Origin of the sequence: Psychrobacter sp. MES7-P7E (genome assembly GCF_002863645.1) — a bacterium.
Taxonomy (GTDB): domain Bacteria; phylum Pseudomonadota; class Gammaproteobacteria; order Pseudomonadales; family Moraxellaceae; genus Psychrobacter.
In genome coordinates this window covers 13,072-30,659 of the sequence record NZ_PJBU01000085.1, presented here as the reverse complement: position 1 = coordinate 30,659, position 17,588 = coordinate 13,072, and the positions used below count along the sequence as shown (strand labels likewise).

Below are 17,588 nucleotides of genomic sequence, written 5' to 3'. Positions count from 1 at the left end.
AATCCTCACATATTTTGATATCATATGGGCTCTGCGTCATATTCGGCTGAAGTTTTACACTCATCACTTTCTCCTTAGTAACCGACATAGTCAGAGTGCGGTAATAGCTCATAAAGCTCGCTCTGAAGCTGACAACGCATATCCTCAATCACATAACCAAGACTCGAGTCTAAGCGCTTCTGCACCCACACACGCATTGCCATATCATTATTAAAGCACCGCTTTACTCCCAAGAAGCGTGCTAGGTTATAACCCGATGAAATGTACAACTCACGCATCAATGCATTAGCAATCTCATTCGCATCTTCACTGATTGCGCCATCAGGTTTAAACTCACCAAACAGCTCTTCATAATTGATAATTGTCATAGTGACGTCTCCTTATCAGTTTGTTTATTCCTGATAAGTGCTTCAGTGTCAGAGCTATTCGATACGCTAGTTAACTTCTCTTTGCTCGCAAGTAGCAAGTTATCCATCGCTGAGCCATCCTGACGGGTGATATCAGGCACATAGCGGCTATACACCCTAAACAGCATCTCCGTACTGCTGTGACCCATTTGCCGTGCTATCCACTCAGGATTCTCACCAGCAGCCAGCCAAAGCGTCGCTGCCGTGTGCCGAGTCTGATAAGCACGCCGGTGTTTCAGCCCAAGTAGGGCAAGGGTGGGTTTCCATACCCGTCTATTCACATTACGGTACTCCATCGGATTGCCCTGTGAGTTGCAGAATACGAACTCTGACTTACCATAGGTGCGTGCTTTCTGCTCTAGCAAAGCATCGTAGACTAACTGTGATATTGCAATATCACGCTGTGAGCCTAATGTCTTTGTTGGACCCATCTCACCATTAACTAATGCCTCTCTTATACTGATCTCACGGCGATCAAAATTAATGCAATCCCACTTCAGCCCATCTATTTCACTGGTACGCATTCCTGTAAAGAAGCGAATAGTGTAGTAGGGCTTATAGTCAGCTCGAACATGCTTTAAAAACAGCCATACCTCACTCAATGTAAACGGGTTTACATCCGGACGAGTTTGTTTAAGATTCTTAATATTTTTATAAGGCATCTCAAACTCATGGCGATCAGACGCTTCTTCTAGTATCATACGAAGTAGTATCATAATCTGATTGATTCGTGCTACTGACAGACTTGACTGACCATCTTTACCGTAACGAACTTTGGCGAGGGAGCTACGGAAGGTCAGCAAGTCTGATTTTTTTATAGCATGTACCGCTTTACCACCAAACTCAGGTAAGAGATACTTATCTAGAATAATCTGTATCTTTTGCCGATAGCTCGGTCGCCATTCAATCTTCTTCTCCTCATACCAAATATCGACAAACTGCCTAAAGGTTGGATTGCGACTGATACAAGCTTCGGCTCTATCAGCCAGTGCCATCATCTCCTGTGCTCGTTCACTTTTTGGAAAGTAAGCAGCATAGTCAAAGATGCCTAGGGTAATTTCTGCTTCCATTTTTTCGATAATTTTAGCCAGCTTCTTTCGATTAGCTGGAGTGTCTGTGAGATTAGTCGTCTCACGGCAACGCATATTCATATATCGAAAATCTACGAATAGCTTGCCACGTCTCGATCTTATTGACGCCATTATTTGACTCCTTGTTTAAATAAAACTTACTGTAAAGCCATACCGTTGATGACACTCATAACCGGCTTGCACATATCCTCTTCGATACGCTCCCAAACGTACAAAATCTTGCGACCGCCAAAAGGACGAATGTAATGGATGTTTTCAATCAAAACAGTGTCCTTAAGTTGGTTACGGATAGTACGTGCATCGTATTTGATACGGTCGGCTAATTCTTGAGTAGTGAGATAAGTCTGTGACATAATAGTTCTCCATGTGAAATAAATTTACTATTAGTGAATGATTAGTTATCACTAATTAGTACATATTATCTATAAATATTATCACTTGCAAGCACTTTTTTATCACTTTAGGGATTTTATAAATGATTAAGCTCAATTTACCTGTTTTATTTGCACAAAGAGGCATCCGTGTAGCTGATGCTGACAGGATGTCTAAACTAGGAAGATCTACTTTGTATCGAATGTACAATAATGAAGTCACTAGAATAGACTTTGATTCATTAAATGAGCTTTGTAAGCTTTTAGATTGCACACCCGGCGATATTATCCTCTATGAAGAAGATGAAGTTTGTGAGGAATGGGGTTCAGAAGAAAGTTAGAATGCTTAATAGAATAGTTCTTTGGAGTGTTTTGAAAATCATCAAACTTAGCGCCGATAAATATTCTACTCGTCCCAATTTTTTTCAAATATTAGGTTGTGGTCATCACTGTTTAAACGACAATTAATCTTAGATGTTATAAAACCAAAATGCATTTTAGAAAAATTATACCTCTGAGAAACACGTTTTTTCCTGAATTGAGGTTGGGTTCAAAAGTTAGCATAGTGCCAAATTTACTAGGTTAGGTATCATGATGATTTTTGAACCAAAAATAGCTAGGTTGTGGTCAGATACGCATACGCAGTTTTAGGGCAGGGCACGGTTTGGGCACCAAATGGGCACCGCACCGAAAACGGGCTTTTTGATTGAGTAGCTAGACTTAACTGAATTAGAAAATATATTTCGAAATATCTTCTACAGCCCTTGAAAATTGGACAAAAAAAAGCCTCACTGTTAAGTGAGGCTTTTTAAGTATTTGGAGCGGGAAAAGAGATTCGAACTCTCGACCCCAACCTTGGCAAGGTTATGCTCTACCACTGAGCTATTCCCGCTAATTATCAATTAACTATCGTCAGTTGATGAAGGCGTATTATACGCAGTTTTTTTTAGGTGTCAACACCTATGACGAAAAAAATTAAAGTTATTAAAACAGGCGTGTCTTCTGGCCGTAGATATATGTTATAACGGTTTATTATAATATGTATTCCAAAAGCTTTGTAGTACATAAATAAGCTGGGACGCACTTTATAATTTAACCTCAATCACATTCACAATTATCAATACTTACAAAGATAAGTCATAAGGATAAAAAATGAGTCAACAATATACCATCGCTGATTATTTGTTTGATCGTGTCGCAGAAGCGGGTGCATCTGAGATATTTGGCGTACCTGGTGATTTCAATTTAACTTTTTTGGATAACGTTCTAGCCTCTGACAAGCTACGCTGGGTGGGTAATACCAATGAGCTAAATGCTGGCTATGCTGCCGATGGCTATGCACGCGAGCGTGGATTTGCCGCTATGGTAACGACCTTTGGCGTGGGCGAGCTGTCAGCGATCAACGCGACTGCAGGTTCTTTTGCTGAGTATGCACCGGTATTGCATATCGTAGGTGCACCAAGCACAGCGCTACAAGATTCAAAGCGCCGTATTCATCATTCGCTTGGTGATGGCGTATTCAATCATTTTATTAAGATGGTTGAACCTGTGACGGTAGCACGAGCGCAGCTTACTCCTGAAAATGCTGCTTCAGAAATTGATAGAGTGATTCGCTTAATTCTCAAAAAGCATCGCCCAGGTTACCTATTGCTATCACCAGACGTTGCGCGCCAGCCTATCTATCCACCAACGACCAAGCTGATCGATAGTCAAGAAGACATTACTAGCCAAGCGGCATTATCAGATTTTAAGCAAGCACTAACCGATTTTTTGCCAAATAAGACCACGACCCTAATGGCAGATTTGATGGTGCATCGTTTAGGCTTACAGTCACAGCTCAAAGCATTGATCGCTGATACCGATATTCCTTATACCACGCTATCTTGGGGCAAGACGCTACTCGATGAAAATAGCGATCGTTGGGCAGGTACTTATGCGGGTGTTGCTTCGCGTCCAATTGTCAAAGATGCGGTAGAAAACTGCGAATGCCTTATCAAAGTAGGGGTGCAGTATACTGATACCACTACTGCAGGGTTTAGTCAAGATATCAATGAAGATGTGGTCGTAGACTTGCATTATGAGCGTGCTTCTATCAGGGGTAAGAACTTTGCACCGATTGCGCTAAAAGATGCGTTGCAAGCCCTACATGAAGTGATGACCTCTGGCATTAACATCGTACCAAAACCTTTCTGTGAAGAAGTTAAGCCGCACGAACAAAAAGGCAAAGACAGTGAGGCTATCCGCCAAGATGATTTATGGCATATTATCGCTGACCGCTTAGATCACAATAACTTGGTGTTTTCTGAACAAGGGACGGCCTATTTTGGTATCAGTGATGTGCGCTTGCCAGAAGGGGTAACGTCATATGGGCAGCCGATGTGGGGATCAATTGGCTACACGTTACCTGCCAGCTTGGGTGCGGCAATTGCATCGCCAGATAAACGCAGTGTGTTATTAATTGGGGACGGTTCAGCATTGCTAACGATCCAAGAGCTAGCGGTCATGATTCAAGAGCGTATCAATCCAGTCATCGTCCTAATCAATAACGATGGTTATACGGTAGAGCGTGCCATTCATGGCGAAAATCAATATTATAACGATATTCCTAAATGCGATTGGCAGATCATGCCAAAAGCTTTTGGCGCCACCGAAGCAAACAGTGTATTGCTCAAAGCAGAGACGGCAGGCGAGCTAAAATCTGCTTTCGACAAAGCTGCTGCGACTACCGATAAGCTTATAATGATTGAGGTGATCGCAGACAAGCATGATATACCGCCATTGCTAGCAGACATCAGCGCGGCACTAAAGCCAAAAAAGGATTAAGCAATTCGTAGAAGCTTACTTAATAGAAGTAAATAGCCCCATTTAGCAACTTAGCTAAGTGGGGTTTTTGCATTTTTTTATCATACGGATTAATTAATCAGCGATTGCTCTTATGTCAGTTTGCAGACTTTAGTATCATGGCGGATTGGGCTACGTTCAGCCTTTATAGTCAACAGGAGATGGACCCGTCGTGATTTGGTTAAAAATGCTTATCGGCGCCTTGATGGTACTGGCGATTCAAATGTTCGCCCAAACCCGATTTTTCTATTTGGCGGCGCTTGCGCCACTATTCCCCACTTTTACGTTAATCAGTCACTTTATCGTTGGTACTGAGCGCAGTCCCGCTGATTTAAAGGTCGCGCTGATATTTAGTATGCTTGGTGTCATACCGCATTTGATTTATACCTTTGTGGTTTTTTTTAGCATCAGTTATATGAGCTTATACAAGGCACTGCTATTAGGTGTGGTCGCTTGGACGATTGCGGCTGCGATTCTAGTACTGACATGGCAATACATTCAAGGTTAAGTAGTATTAAGACGTAAACTCTTTTAGCCTAGCAATGGCATTTTATGGGCTTCACTTTAATATTTAAACTTTTTTTATTGAAGTCTTTTTTATTAATTTAGTATTGGCTGCTAGTTCTGATAGTGATGCTAATATCATTATAAATAATTGTCATTCATATTTTGAATAACGGCCGCTTATGATAGGCTCACTGGTGTAATATCTACTAACAGCAAGATAACGAAAACCTCATCGCAATCAATTACTATTCTTAATAATAAAAAATAGGGCTCAAAAAAAATGGATACCTTAAATATCCTGTATCTCGTAGGCGCAGTACTAATTTTCGCCAGTATCATGGCGAGTACATTATCGGCGCGCTTAGGCGTACCATTGTTGTTGCTGTTTTTGATAGTGGGTATGTTGGCAGGCGAGCAGGGTATCTTGGGTATTGAGTTCTCTCAATATGGGCTGGCCAATTTTGTGGGACAAGCGGCGCTGGCTTGTATCCTGTTAGATGGTGGTTTACGTACATCCTTTAAATCATTTCGAGTGGGTCTAAAACCTGCGATTACCTTGGCTACTTGGGGCGTGCTGGTCACGGTTTTGGTGCTCGGGGTATTTGTTACTTGGTTGCTCGATGTCGACTGGCGTTTTGGTCTATTGATGGCAGCGATTGTGGGCTCAACCGATGCGGCCGCTGTATTCTCTCTACTGCGTAATGGCGGGGTCAAGCTCAATGACCGCGTTCAAGCCACGCTCGAGTTAGAATCTGGTGCCAACGATCCCTTGGCCATTTTATTGGTGACGGGGTTAATTGCTCTAAACGTCGACCCTGCTGGTCAGACAGCATTTGGCTTTTTGGTCTTACTGTTTCAACAGTTGAGCTTTGGATTGGGCATGGGCTTGCTCTTTGGTTATTTGCTCTCTCGGTTATTACCCAAGATACATCTGGCAGAGGGCATGTATGCCATTTTGATACTCTCAGCGGGCTTGGCGGTATTTGCTGCGACCAACTTGATTGGCGGTAGTGGGTTTTTGGCGGTGTATCTCACAGGGGTGCTAATCGGCAACCACAAGGTGCGCTCGACAGAGCATGTCATGCGCGTGATGGACAGCTTTGCGTGGCTGTCGCAAGCGGTGTTGTTTGTGGTATTGGGGCTATTGGTCACGCCATCAAACGTTCTTAATGTCTGGCATTATTCGGTGGCGATAGCGGCGTTCATGATCTTCGTTGCCCGTCCTATCGCGGTCTATACTAGTGTGAAACCATTTAAATTTAAAGATCGAGAGATTGGGTTTATCTCTTGGGTTGGTCTGCGCGGTGCGGTGCCCATTACCCTTGCGATTTTGCCCGTCATGGCAGGGATAGATAACGCCTTTATGCTGTTTGATATTGCCTTTGGGGTTGTGGTGCTGTCACTGATTTTGCAAGGCACGACCATTCCTACTATGGCGAATTTATTTAAGGTACGTATTCCAACCAATAAAGATCCCAAAGAAGAACACGAGGTTTGGGTATCGGATAAGGCGAGTATTACTTTGTATGAGTTTGAGGCGCAATCAGGCGCATTTGCTATTGGCCGCCATCCTATGGGAATCTCAAAAGGCATTAGCCCTGATGAGATTAGTATATTTGCGTTGGTGCGCGGTCAACAAATCGTCGTCGTTGATGAAAATACGAAAATAAAATTTGGTGATAGTGTTTGGTACGCCATGCGAGGTAATCACGCTAGCAAAATCGCTAAGATTTTTAATGACACAACGTTAGATCGTAAGGCTATTGATGACTTTTATGGTGATTGGTTGCTATCACCCAGTGTAAAACTCGGAGATTTGCCATTTTTTTCAGAAGCCATGGTCGCCAAACCTTTGGTAAAAACGCTGAAAACGACCGAAGCAGACAGTACCAAAGATATGTGGGAGCAGACAGTCGCTGAGTATGTGACCTCACATTTAGGTACCGCACCCGTTTCAGGCGATACAGTTGTGGTGAACGATGAGTGGTCACTGGTCATCAAGGAAGTAGGTGAAAAAGGTAAGCTTAGAAGCATTGGTCTCAAGCATCAACAACCGTCTGTAGTAGTGCAGTGATATTCGTATTCTCTTTATAGTAAGTTCATCATCTTATTCAAAAAGTCAGCCGCTTGTTTAGGCTGATTTTCTCGATATGCCCAATGGTGCTCGACATCATAACTTGCCTCATCAGGCAGCAGTATTTTCATCAGTCCCATACCCTCATAACGCTTCGCTAAATCACGCGGCAAGTAGCCAACATGGTGGCCTGCAAGGATAAGCTGCGCTGTCGCCTCCATATGATAAGTAGTCGCGCTTAATGTCTTGGGGCGAATATGATTGATATGGTGCTCTACCACATAGCCTCTTTTTATCCATGGATAGTTCTGTTCTAAATCTTCAAAAGTTAATCCTTCTGAGTTGTAAAATAATCTATGTTCGCGACCACAGCAGACCACTTGTTTTTCAACAAATGCTGGCTTAAAGGTCAGTAAAGGTGGAAAGCTGCCAAAGTATCCCACGCCAATGTCACTCTCATTACTTAAGAGCTTTTCTAACATGCTCTCAGGGCTTTGTACGTCGATAGAAAAGTGTATTAACGGGTTATTACGGTAGCTGTTGGCTAGACGTTGTCTAAGTGCATCATAAAAAAACTTGGGCATTTGATCAATCAAGCAAAGCCTGATGTGCCCGCCGTGAACTGAGTCTAATTGTTTAATATAATGCAGCTGATGTTGAAAGCTGGCGACTGATTCGGTAAAGCCCAAACATGCCTCGTAAACAGCGGCACCGTCCTCTGTTAGCTTAAATCCTGCTCGACCACGGTGACACAGCGTCATTCCTAAGCGATCTTCTAAGTGGGTTAAGTGTCCACTGATCACAGAAGTAGTGACATTCAAACGCGACTGGGCGGCCGTCACGCCTTGGCACTCTACGATAGCCATAAAGCTGCGTAGTGTTTTGATGTCTATCTTTATCAGTTCATCCAATATCAAAAGCAGCTCCTCATTTATCAATCAATATCATCTTTTAATCGATACTTCTTTTCATAAACTTCTGATAGTGACCTATAAGCGCACTTTACTACGAAAAAATAGAAGTTTACTTCTAAATTTTACCATGGTTCCTTCTCTTATATTTATGTATTGTCAATGGCATGTAGCAAATTGTGTACTTAAACCAAATAGAACAAGGAAGTAACTTATGACATTCAATCAACCATTAAGCGGCAATGATATGCCAAGATTTGGCGGTTTCGCTTCTATGATGCGTCTGCCAACTCAAGCCGATGCTGAAGGGTTAGATGTGGCGTTCGTTGGCGTACCTTTAGATATTGGTGCATCCAACCGTAGCGGTGCAAGATTGGGTCCTAGACAGATTCGTGATGAGTCAAGAATGATTCGTCCCTACAATGTGGCCACTCGTGCTGCGCCTTTTGAGTCATTACAAGTCGCTGACATCGGCGATGTGCCTATCAATACATTCAACCTGCTAAAAAGCGTTGATATCATCGAAAAATTCTATACCGATAAAATCGTCAAACACGGCGCGATTCCTCTAACACTAGGCGGCGATCATACTATCGCGTTACCTATCCTGCGTGCCCTTGCCAAAAAACATGGCCCTGTCGGTATGGTACATATCGATGCTCATGCTGATATCAATGATGATATGTTTGGCGAAAAAATCGCGCATGGTACGCCGTTCCGCCGCGCTGTCGAAGAAAACCTAATTGATGGCAATCGTGTGGTACAGATTGGTCTACGTGGTACAGGCTATAGCGCTGAAGAGTTTGACTGGTCAACTGAGCAAGGATTCCGTGTGGTACCTGCTGAGGAGTGCTGGTATAAGTCGCTAACACCGCTCATGGCTGAAGTACGTGAAAAGCTAGGTGATGGTCCTGTCTATTTGAGCTTTGATATCGACGGTATTGATCCTGCATTTGCCCCAGGTACGGGTACTGCTGAAATCGGTGGTTTGACTTCTACTCAAGGCATCGAAATCATTCGCGGTATGCGTGGTCTAGACGTGGTGGGCGGGGATTTGGTCGAAGTATCACCACCGTATGATCCATTTGGTAATACCTCGGTATTGGCGGCGAACTTATTGTTTGAGATGCTATGTATCCTGCCAGGCGTACGCTATGACGACAAAGTTAAAGCAGTTTATTAATCGTTACGTCTCAACATGATAACCGTATGATAACCCTAAAAGGAATGGGTTATTGACAATCTCTTATTGGTTAGATGTGGAGCATAGAGTAGCTTTATCGGCACCAGTGCAATGACTGGTATTAATACAACTCGGTTAAGGAAGACACTAATGAGTAAACCTTCTTCGTTTTTTGGTCAAGATACGCTCTCTCCAAATGAAGCTGGACACAGTTTGGGTTCAATTGGTACGTTTGCGCTGTGGTTTGGTGCCAATATCGTAGTCACGACCATTTTAACTGGGATGTTGTTGGTACCAGATCTACGATTTACTACTGCTATCACGACCGTACTCATTGGTTCTTTAATCGGTGCAATTCCACTGCTTTTGGTTGGTCTGATGGGCCAACGTACCGGTTTGCCATCGATGGCTCTGACACGTAGAGCTTATGGGCCACTTGGTAGCCAGTTGATTTCATTGGTAAACATGGGTGTGCTCATTGCGTGGAGCTGTATTCAGGCGCTGCTCGCTGGCATGAGTCTGAATTACGCGATTGAGGCGACCACAGGTTATAGCAACCTACCACTATTTGTGATCTTGTGTGAGACAGTCGTGGTGCTAATTGTGCTACGTGGTCACCTCGGTATTGAGCTGGTCGAACGTTGGGCGGCACTAGCCATGGCCGCGCTTACCGTTATCGTGCTCTATCAACTAAACCAACATTATGATGTATCGACCCTGTTTGAGATGCCAGTTGAATCACGTAATGGTATTACGTTAGGTATCGCGTTTGATATCGTTATTGCTACTGCATTCTCTTGGATGTCTTCGGCAGCCGATTACAACCGTAACTGTAAGACTTCAAAGATTGCCGTATGGGGTACTTACTTTGGCTACATTATGGCGGCTATCGTTGCTATGGGTTTGGGTGCGACGATATCAGGGCTTTCTATCTTAAACGGTATGGAACAGACTTACGACCCGACTCGTCTGCTTGCTGACTTTGGTTTCGGTTTGCCAGCTGCTCTAGTTATTTTCTTTTCAGTCATGACAACCAATGTAATGGCAGTCTATAGCGCAACGCTATCCTGCATGAACGTTGCTCCTAACATGAGCTTTTGGAAACCTGCACTTATCATTGGTTTGGTCACTATCTTTGGGGCGCTGATACCAGGTATTTTAGACCAATTCCAAAACTTCTTATTGATCGTAGGTGCACTATTTATCCCAGCATTTTCAGTCATGATTGTTGATTATTACCTTGTTGGTCAAGAAGGCTATACCGCAAAGCTGCTTGATTCTACTAAACAGTTAGGCCGTCCTACTGCAAAGATTGCTATCGCAGCATATCTAATCGGTGCAGCACTCGCCGCATACTGGACTTTGATAGCGCCTCCATCTTTCGGTGCTTCATTACCTGTCTTTATCATTACTGGTGGACTTTACTGGTTAGGTGCGACTCTGTTTACTCGTCCTAGTAGCGCTGTCACTTCAGCTCAAAAGGAGCCATCATTATGAAATTGATGATTGCTCAAACCAGTCCTTTACTGGCTGAACCTACAGTTAATCTAGAAGCTTTAGAGTCGCTTTGTCGCCTAGCAGTAGAGGCAGAAGTAGATCTGATCGCGTTGCCAGAGCTTGCATTCACAGGCTACAACATCTTTGAGCGTCTTGATCGCTTAGCGCAAACTATCGATGGTCCAATTGTCACTGAAGCAGCTAGGCTTGCTGATAAATATAACTTGCATCTATTGTTTGGTCTCGCTGAGCGCCAGTCTAATGATGAGTTAAGCAACTCTGCCATACTGCTAGATGACAATGGGCAACACCTTGCGACTTATAATAAGCGTCACTTATGGGATCGTGAAAACGAGTTCTTTATAGCAGGTAAAAAGTCCTGCGTGGTTGATACTCGATTCGGTAAATTAGGATTGATGATTTGCTACGATAATGAGTTCCCAGAAGTGGCAAGAGAGCTAGCTCAAGCGGGGGCAGAGGTCATACTGTCACCAACAGCAAATATGTTGCCAAATGCAGAGCGTCAAGTACTGCAAATTCGCGCTCGTGCCATGGACAATCAATGTTTTGTTGCTTGTATCAACCGCTCAGGCGTAGAAGACACCCTTCATTACTGTGGCAATAGCATCGTCGCTGATCCCGATGGCGAGGTAATCGGGAGGCTTGGTCTGACCGCTGGCACGATGATAGTAGATATCGATCTCGCCCGTATTGATGAAAGTCGCACGCACCAAAATTATCTTAAGGACCTGCGTGCTCTTAAAGATACTCATGTCGTTAATGGAGCTGACTTATGAGTGAGCAGTCATTACCTCGAATCAAACCAGAAAATTGGTATCGCACTACCGTGCATAGCGATGGTATCACGCTCATCGATGAGCCGTGGATCAAGCCGTTTTTTCGCTGCAATCTATGGCACGTGCGCGGCAGTCAGCGTGACTTGTTAGTAGATTTCGGATTAGGGGCAGTGCCGCTGCGCCGTCATGTTGCTCTGCTTGCTGATCGCGATATTGTTGGCGTTGCCAGTCATACACATTTTGATCACATTGGCGCTGCGAGCGAGTTTGACTGCTGTCACGTCCATTCTGCTGAAGCGCATATTCTCGCTGAACCAGACAATGCTCGTACATTGGCGGATATGTTTGTCAATGACGAGATGTTTGACGCGCTACCGCCCGAACCTTATGCCCATTGCGGCTATAAAATCATTGCACCCGCCAAAATTATGCCACTAGAAGATGGCGACATGATTGACTTAGGTAATCGTCAATTTGAGGTCATTCATACACCGGGCCATTCTCCAGGTGGTATCGCCTTGTGGGAAGCTGCTAGCGAAACGCTGATTTCTGGTGACCTTATCTATGATGGCCCATTAATTGAAGATACGTGGCACAGCAATATGTCTGACTACGCCAAGAGCATGCGCCGCTTAAATGCATTGCCAGTGAGAATCGTTCATGGTGGTCATTTCCCTAGCTTTTCAGGTAAACGCTTAAACGTCATGATTGATGATTGGTTACGGCACCATGACTTGTAATGAATAGCACTTAATAACGATTAAAAATAAACCATTAACCAATATAAAAAATTTAACCCAATACTTATTAAAATCTTTAGGATGACTGACCCATGACCCAACTGACCCAAATGTCTTCTGACGTATCTACAGCCCCATCTTTAACCTGCGGTGAGCTATTGGTGCAGTGGCTAGAGTATTATGGTGTAGAGACTGTTTTTGGTATCCCTGGTGTACATACGGTAGAGCTGTATCGTGGTCTGCCAAATACCAATATTCGTCATGTGACACCGCGTCACGAACAAGGCGCTGGGTTTATGGCGGATGGCTACTATCGTGCCTCTGGCAAGATTGGCGTGTGCTTTATCATCACTGGCCCTGGTATGACCAACATTATGACGGCGATGGCGCAAGCACTGGCTGATTCGATACCGATGCTAGTGATTTCTAGTGTCAATAAAGTCAAAGACACGGGTAGTGGCGAAGGGCATTTGCATGAGTTGCATGATCAACAAGGCATGATTAGCAAAGTAGCATTGACGAGTAAGACTATTTGGCAACCTGAATCGTTACCAAAAGTCATCGCGGAAGCTTTTGCCTTATTTCACGGCGCACGTCCTGGGCCAGTACATATTCAGCTGCCTATCGATATTATCACTGCTGATGCTAGTCATGTTGCTAAGCCGCCTAAGTTAGATGCTGTAGCAAATAACCAAGCCGATACGAATAATTTGAGCCTACCACAGGTCACAAGACCACTGCCGAATCCTACGCAAATAGACCTAATCGTGCAGTCATTACAAACCGCTAAAAACCCTGTAATACTTTATGGCGGCGGCTGTGTCGATGTCGGCCACGATGCACAACGATTGGCAGAACTGATAGATGCACCAACGTTTTTGACAATTAATGCCAAAGGTTTGCTGCCACCTGGTCATCCATTAAGTTTGGGTAGCAACCAGTCATTAGACGCAGGCCGAGCCGTGATTACCGAGGCCGACTGGGTGTTAGCGATTGGTACTGAGCTTGGTGAAACTGACTATGATGTGTTCTTTAATGGTGGTTTCAAAATCAACGGCACGCTGGTACGTATCGACTGTGATGCCCAGCAATTGCAGCGTCCATTTAGAGCAGATATCGCGGTACTGTCCGACGCGCAGATGGCGATTAGTGGTTTATGTAGTCGCTTAGAAGGTCAGACATTCGATCATCAAGCACTGTCACGTGTCAATGAAGCAAAACAAGCCATCTTGAAGGATGTAACGACAGACTTTGCGGGTCAAAATGCATTACTAAAACTGATCAGAGATGAAGTGGAAGACGTCATTTTCGTTGGTGATTCAACGCAGCCTGTCTATAGCGGCAACCTTGGTCTTGAAGCCTTGGCAACGCGTAAATGGTTTAATTCATCGACGGGTTTTGGCACGTTAGGCTATGGTTTGCCTGCTGCTATCGGGGCCATGGTTGGCTCAAACCTACCTGTCGTCAGTCTAATGGGTGATGGCGGTATTCAATTTACGATTGCCGAGCTTATCTGCGCAGCCGAGCTTGAGCTACCATTGATCGTCTTACTATGGAACAACCAAGGCTACGGTGAGATTCGTCGTTACATGGAAGAGGGCGGTTTACCACTGATTGGTGTCAATATCAAAACGCCAAATTTTGAGCCACTAGCAGCAGGATTTGGCGCTGGCTATCGTAGAATAACCGATAAGCAGCAACTGCTAGACGCATTAAAGGCAGACATAAAGGGTAAACAACCAATCATTTATGAGATTGATGAAGCAGACGACTTTCTAAAAGAAATGGCTGAGACAGTGACTTATTTTAGTTAATAGTAATACTGGCTCTAATGCTACGGATAATCACGAGACCGATAGTCACAGTTCTAAAAAACGACAAAAAAATGACAAACGCTGGTTACGCAAGGAAGCACCTTCATGACGCCCAATGCTAGAGAAATGTCAGAAAGTAGGCATGAGCAAATACCGCGTTTGTTGACGGCGCTTGCTATTGTCGTTGGTACGACCAATGTATTGACAAAACCTAGCCAACAGCAGTCTTATGTGCAAGGTGCGATTGAGGCTATCACAGACGCTACCGTCGCAGTTGTGATACCGCACTCTCTTGTGGCACTATGGCGCGTCATTAATATCTGTGCCGCTTTTGATGTGATTATCATTGCTCAAGCGGCCAATACAGGTCTGACAGGTGGCTCAACTCCGAATGGAGATTATGACAGGCCACTAGTCGTGATCTCTATGCAGTTATTGGGCGGCGTGCATTTACTCAACGATGCAGCAGAGCTGATTGCTTTGCCAGCCGCTACTTTGCAGCAATTAGAGTCTACCCTTGCGCCACTAGGACGTGAGCCGCATTCAGTACTAGGCTCTAGTTGTGTTGGCGCCTCAGTGATAGGCGGCATCTGCAATAGCTCAGGCGGTATGTTGGTGCAGCGTGGACCTGCCTATACTGAGATGGCTTTATTTGCCAGACGCAATGCCTCAGGAGCGTTTGAGTTAATCAATCACTTAGGACTGGATTTGGGGTCGCATCCAGAGGAAATACTTGAGAATTTGCAGGCTGGCACGTTCAATGAAAATCTGAATAGTACGAACAGTAAAGCCTGTACCAACCACCGTTATCAGCACAAAGTCCGTGATTGTGAGGCAGAGACACCTGCTAGATTTAACAATGATCCCAACGGTCTGTATGAAGCATCTGGTTCAGCTGGCAAGGTCATTGTATTTGCGGTAAGAGTGGCGACCTTTGCCAAGCCTAAGCGAGAGCAAACGTTTTATATCTCGACCAACGACGCTGATACCTTCACCACACTCAGGCAACAATGGCTAAAAAGCGAGTTGAAATTGCCCGTGTTGGCAGAGTATATGCACAAAGACTATAACAACATCACAATGCACTATGGCCGAGATACTTGCTTAAGCATGCGCTTATTAACCGCTAACAAAATAGGGTCGCTGTATCGAATGCAAGCAAAGATTGGCTACTATCTGGATAAATGGCATCTCCCAAAGACGCTGCCAGATCGGATATTACAGATGACATCTAGGTTTATGCCGCCGTCGTTACCAGCCACTTTGACCACGCAGGCACTCTCATATAACTACCATTTGATTATAAAAGTCGCAGATGGTTTTGTTAATGACTTTGATAATGGCATTAATAAAAATTCAGATAAAGATTCTAATAAAACTGATGGCGAAAATATCGCCGCTGCGCAGGATTTTTTGCAAAACTATCTACAGCAGTATCAAGGTACGCTGCATGTATGCACAGAGCTTGAATCGCAATCGTTATTAATATTTCGCAGTGCCGCGACCGCTGCTATGTTCCGTTATCATAATTTAAATCAAGATAAATTTGGCGAGCTGCTATCGACCGATATTGCCTTACCTAGAAATGCCGTAGATTGGGACGAGACTCTACCTAAACACTTGCAAGAACAAGTCAGTAAAACCTTTTATCTGGGACATTTTTTCTGTCATGTCATGCACCAAGACTATTTATTAAAACCTAAGACCAATGCCAAGCAATTCAAGGAAGACCTGCTGGCATTTTATGATAAGCGTCATATTGAGTATCCTGCTGAGCACAATGTGGGGCATGTGTATCCTGCTAAAGCTGAGCTACATTATTTTTATAAAAAACTGGATCCAACCAATTCGCTTAACCCAGGTATTGGTCAGACAGAGAAATGGAAAAACTGGCAATCATCGCCCATCAAGGAGAAGTTAAATGACGAATACTATTGATAAATCGCAGCAGCCGATTTTAGGGAATAATACGGTCGATCCAGAAACGCCAAAAGCAGCACAGTGGCGTGCAGCAATGTGGAAGTTCCTATTGTTTTCAGCACTGGGTATTGCACTTTTTATCATACCGTTTGAGTGGGATGGTAAGGTCACAATTTTATTAGGTGTATTGACCGATACGCTACAAACCGTGTTAGGTGGATTTGTGGCCTATATTGCGATGGCGATAGTGACTATCTCCGCTCTTGGTGCACTGGCAGTCAAAGCGTTAAAGCCTAATTTGCATGAAGATTCACTGGTAAGAAAGCTTTTTGATGTTGATTGGTTTTGGCTGTCCACGCGTTTTTTAGGTATGTTGTTTGTTTGGATGATTTTTCTACAAGTCGGCCCCGAGTTTATTATCAATCGTAATACGGGCGGCGTCATTTTCGAAGATTTGATTCCTATTCTGATTCCGTTGTTCTTCTTTGCCATTTTATCGCTACCATTTTTGACTGATTTTGGCTTGATGGAATTTTTGGGTACCTTAGCCAGTAAAGTGTTTATCAAACTTTTCAAACTGCCTGGTCGTTCTGCTGTCGACGCAATGTCTTCTTGGTTTGGTGCCGCGTCTATCGGCTTGCTAGTCACCATGCAAGAATATGATAAGAGTTTCTACAGTCAGCGTGAAGCCGCCATTATCGCGACCACATTTTCCGTCACTTCTATCGCCTTTACCTATGTGGTTGCCAAAACCATCGGTGTAGACAATAACTTCGTCTTCTTTTATCTGACCATTGCGCTAACCGGTTTTATCGCTGCGATTATCATGCCGCGTATACCGCCATTATCACTCAAGCCTGATACGTATCACTCTGGCAAAAGCATGCTAGATGAAGGCATCCCTGCTGAATATACAACGTACCAGTGGGCAGTCAATCGTGCGGTTACTCGCGCGCATTCTATGCCAAGCTTAGGTAAAGTGTTCAAACGCAGCGTACACAATCTGTTTGATATCTACTTTGGACTGATTCCGGTTATCTTTGCTATCGGTACCATCGGTCTTGGCTTAGCAGAGTACACGCCTGTCTTTAATTGGCTCGCGACACCACTTGTACCACTACTTGAGTGGTTACAGATTCCAGAGGCGGCAAAGGCTGCACCTGCCATGATTATGGGCTTTGCGGATATGTACTTGCCAGCGCTAGTCGGTAAAAGCATTGAAAGTGAGATGACACGATTCATCGTTGGTGCTGCTTCAATTACTCAGATTATCTACATGTCTGAAGTAGGTGCGCTGATTTTGAAGTCAAATATTAAGCTAAATGTATTAGAGCTATTTTTAATCTTTATCCTTCGTACGCTTATCAGCTTGGTAGTAATTACGTCTGTGGCGCATCTACTGTATTAGTGGCGTGTCTAGTATTCACAAGGCATC

The 17,588-nt window shown here is 44.1% G+C and carries 15 protein-coding genes and 1 tRNA gene; 11 read left to right on the top strand and 5 right to left on the bottom strand.

Annotated features, from left to right (window positions below; all coding sequences use genetic code 11):
• Positions 1-74: 74 nt before the first annotated feature.
• The 3 genes from CXF62_RS06260 to CXF62_RS06250 are packed head-to-tail and all read right to left on the bottom strand — an operon-like array spanning position 75 to position 1,851.
• The gene (locus CXF62_RS06260; protein ID WP_102093390.1) at positions 75-368 is read right to left on the bottom strand and encodes a hypothetical protein; all 294 of its coding nucleotides are present in this window, start codon (positions 366-368) and stop codon (positions 75-77) included.
• Entirely contained in the window at positions 365-1,609 is a 1,245-nt protein-coding gene (locus CXF62_RS06255; RefSeq protein ID WP_102093389.1) for a site-specific integrase, read from the bottom strand. Before CXF62_RS06255 ends, CXF62_RS06260 begins: the two co-directional genes overlap by 4 nt.
• A gap of 26 nt (positions 1,610-1,635) precedes the next feature.
• Positions 1,636-1,851 carry a hypothetical protein gene (locus tag CXF62_RS06250; RefSeq protein ID WP_102093387.1) on the bottom strand — a complete coding sequence of 72 codons (216 nt, stop codon included), beginning with the start codon at positions 1,849-1,851 and terminating at the stop codon, positions 1,636-1,638.
• Positions 1,852-1,973: 122 nt separating this feature from the next.
• On the opposite strand from CXF62_RS06250, the gene CXF62_RS06245 reads away from it, so the two are divergent.
• Positions 1,974-2,210, top strand: a complete 237-nt coding sequence (locus CXF62_RS06245) for a helix-turn-helix domain-containing protein (RefSeq protein ID WP_102093385.1) — start codon at positions 1,974-1,976, stop codon at positions 2,208-2,210.
• Positions 2,211-2,686: 476 nt separating this feature from the next.
• On the opposite strand, the gene CXF62_RS06240 is transcribed toward CXF62_RS06245, so the two are convergent.
• Positions 2,687-2,761: transfer RNA gene (locus CXF62_RS06240), tRNA-Gly, on the bottom strand.
• 260 nt (positions 2,762-3,021) lie between these two features.
• Here CXF62_RS06240 and CXF62_RS06235 point away from each other — a divergent pair.
• The 3 genes from CXF62_RS06235 (at position 3,022) to CXF62_RS06225 (ending at position 7,291) form a co-directional block, all read left to right on the top strand.
• On the top strand, positions 3,022-4,692 hold the full coding sequence (locus CXF62_RS06235; RefSeq protein ID WP_102093384.1) for an alpha-keto acid decarboxylase family protein: 1,671 nt from the start codon (positions 3,022-3,024) through the stop codon (positions 4,690-4,692).
• Between the two features lie 190 nt (positions 4,693-4,882).
• Positions 4,883-5,218 (top strand): GlpM family protein, encoded by a 336-nt coding sequence (locus CXF62_RS06230; protein ID WP_227511140.1) that lies wholly within the window; start codon positions 4,883-4,885, stop codon positions 5,216-5,218.
• Between the two features lie 279 nt (positions 5,219-5,497).
• The gene (locus CXF62_RS06225; protein ID WP_102093382.1) at positions 5,498-7,291 is read left to right on the top strand and encodes a potassium/proton antiporter; all 1,794 of its coding nucleotides are present in this window, start codon (positions 5,498-5,500) and stop codon (positions 7,289-7,291) included.
• A gap of 14 nt (positions 7,292-7,305) precedes the next feature.
• On the opposite strand, the gene CXF62_RS06220 is transcribed toward CXF62_RS06225, so the two are convergent.
• On the bottom strand, positions 7,306-8,208 hold the full coding sequence (locus CXF62_RS06220; protein WP_227511139.1) for a LysR family transcriptional regulator: 903 nt from the start codon (positions 8,206-8,208) through the stop codon (positions 7,306-7,308).
• Positions 8,209-8,416: 208 nt separating this feature from the next.
• Here CXF62_RS06220 and speB point away from each other — a divergent pair, with 208 nt between their 5' ends.
• From speB to CXF62_RS06185, 7 genes are all read left to right on the top strand, one after another.
• Entirely contained in the window at positions 8,417-9,385 is a 969-nt protein-coding gene (gene speB, locus CXF62_RS06215; RefSeq protein WP_057760617.1) for an agmatinase, read from the top strand.
• Positions 9,386-9,535: 150 nt separating this feature from the next.
• Positions 9,536-10,882, top strand: a complete 1,347-nt coding sequence (locus tag CXF62_RS06210; protein WP_102093380.1) for a purine-cytosine permease family protein — start codon at positions 9,536-9,538, stop codon at positions 10,880-10,882.
• Complete coding sequence (locus CXF62_RS06205) at positions 10,879-11,679, top strand: carbon-nitrogen hydrolase family protein (RefSeq protein ID WP_102093378.1); 801 nt, start codon at positions 10,879-10,881, stop codon at positions 11,677-11,679. The genes CXF62_RS06210 and CXF62_RS06205 overlap by 4 nt, the downstream gene beginning before the upstream one ends.
• Positions 11,676-12,419 carry an MBL fold metallo-hydrolase gene (locus CXF62_RS06200; protein WP_102093377.1) on the top strand — a complete coding sequence of 248 codons (744 nt, stop codon included), beginning with the start codon at positions 11,676-11,678 and terminating at the stop codon, positions 12,417-12,419. The genes CXF62_RS06205 and CXF62_RS06200 overlap by 4 nt, the downstream gene beginning before the upstream one ends.
• A 92-nt stretch (positions 12,420-12,511) precedes the next feature.
• A complete protein-coding gene (locus CXF62_RS06195; protein WP_102093375.1) occupies positions 12,512-14,233 on the top strand; it encodes a 5-guanidino-2-oxopentanoate decarboxylase in 1,722 nt (573 codons plus the stop codon).
• Positions 14,234-14,338: 105 nt separating this feature from the next.
• Entirely contained in the window at positions 14,339-16,171 is a 1,833-nt protein-coding gene (dld, locus tag CXF62_RS06190; protein WP_102093374.1) for a D-lactate dehydrogenase, read from the top strand.
• A complete protein-coding gene (locus CXF62_RS06185) occupies positions 16,155-17,561 on the top strand; it encodes a YjiH family protein (RefSeq protein WP_102093372.1) in 1,407 nt (468 codons plus the stop codon). The genes dld and CXF62_RS06185 overlap by 17 nt, the downstream gene beginning before the upstream one ends.
• Positions 17,562-17,588: the final 27 nt, after the last annotated feature.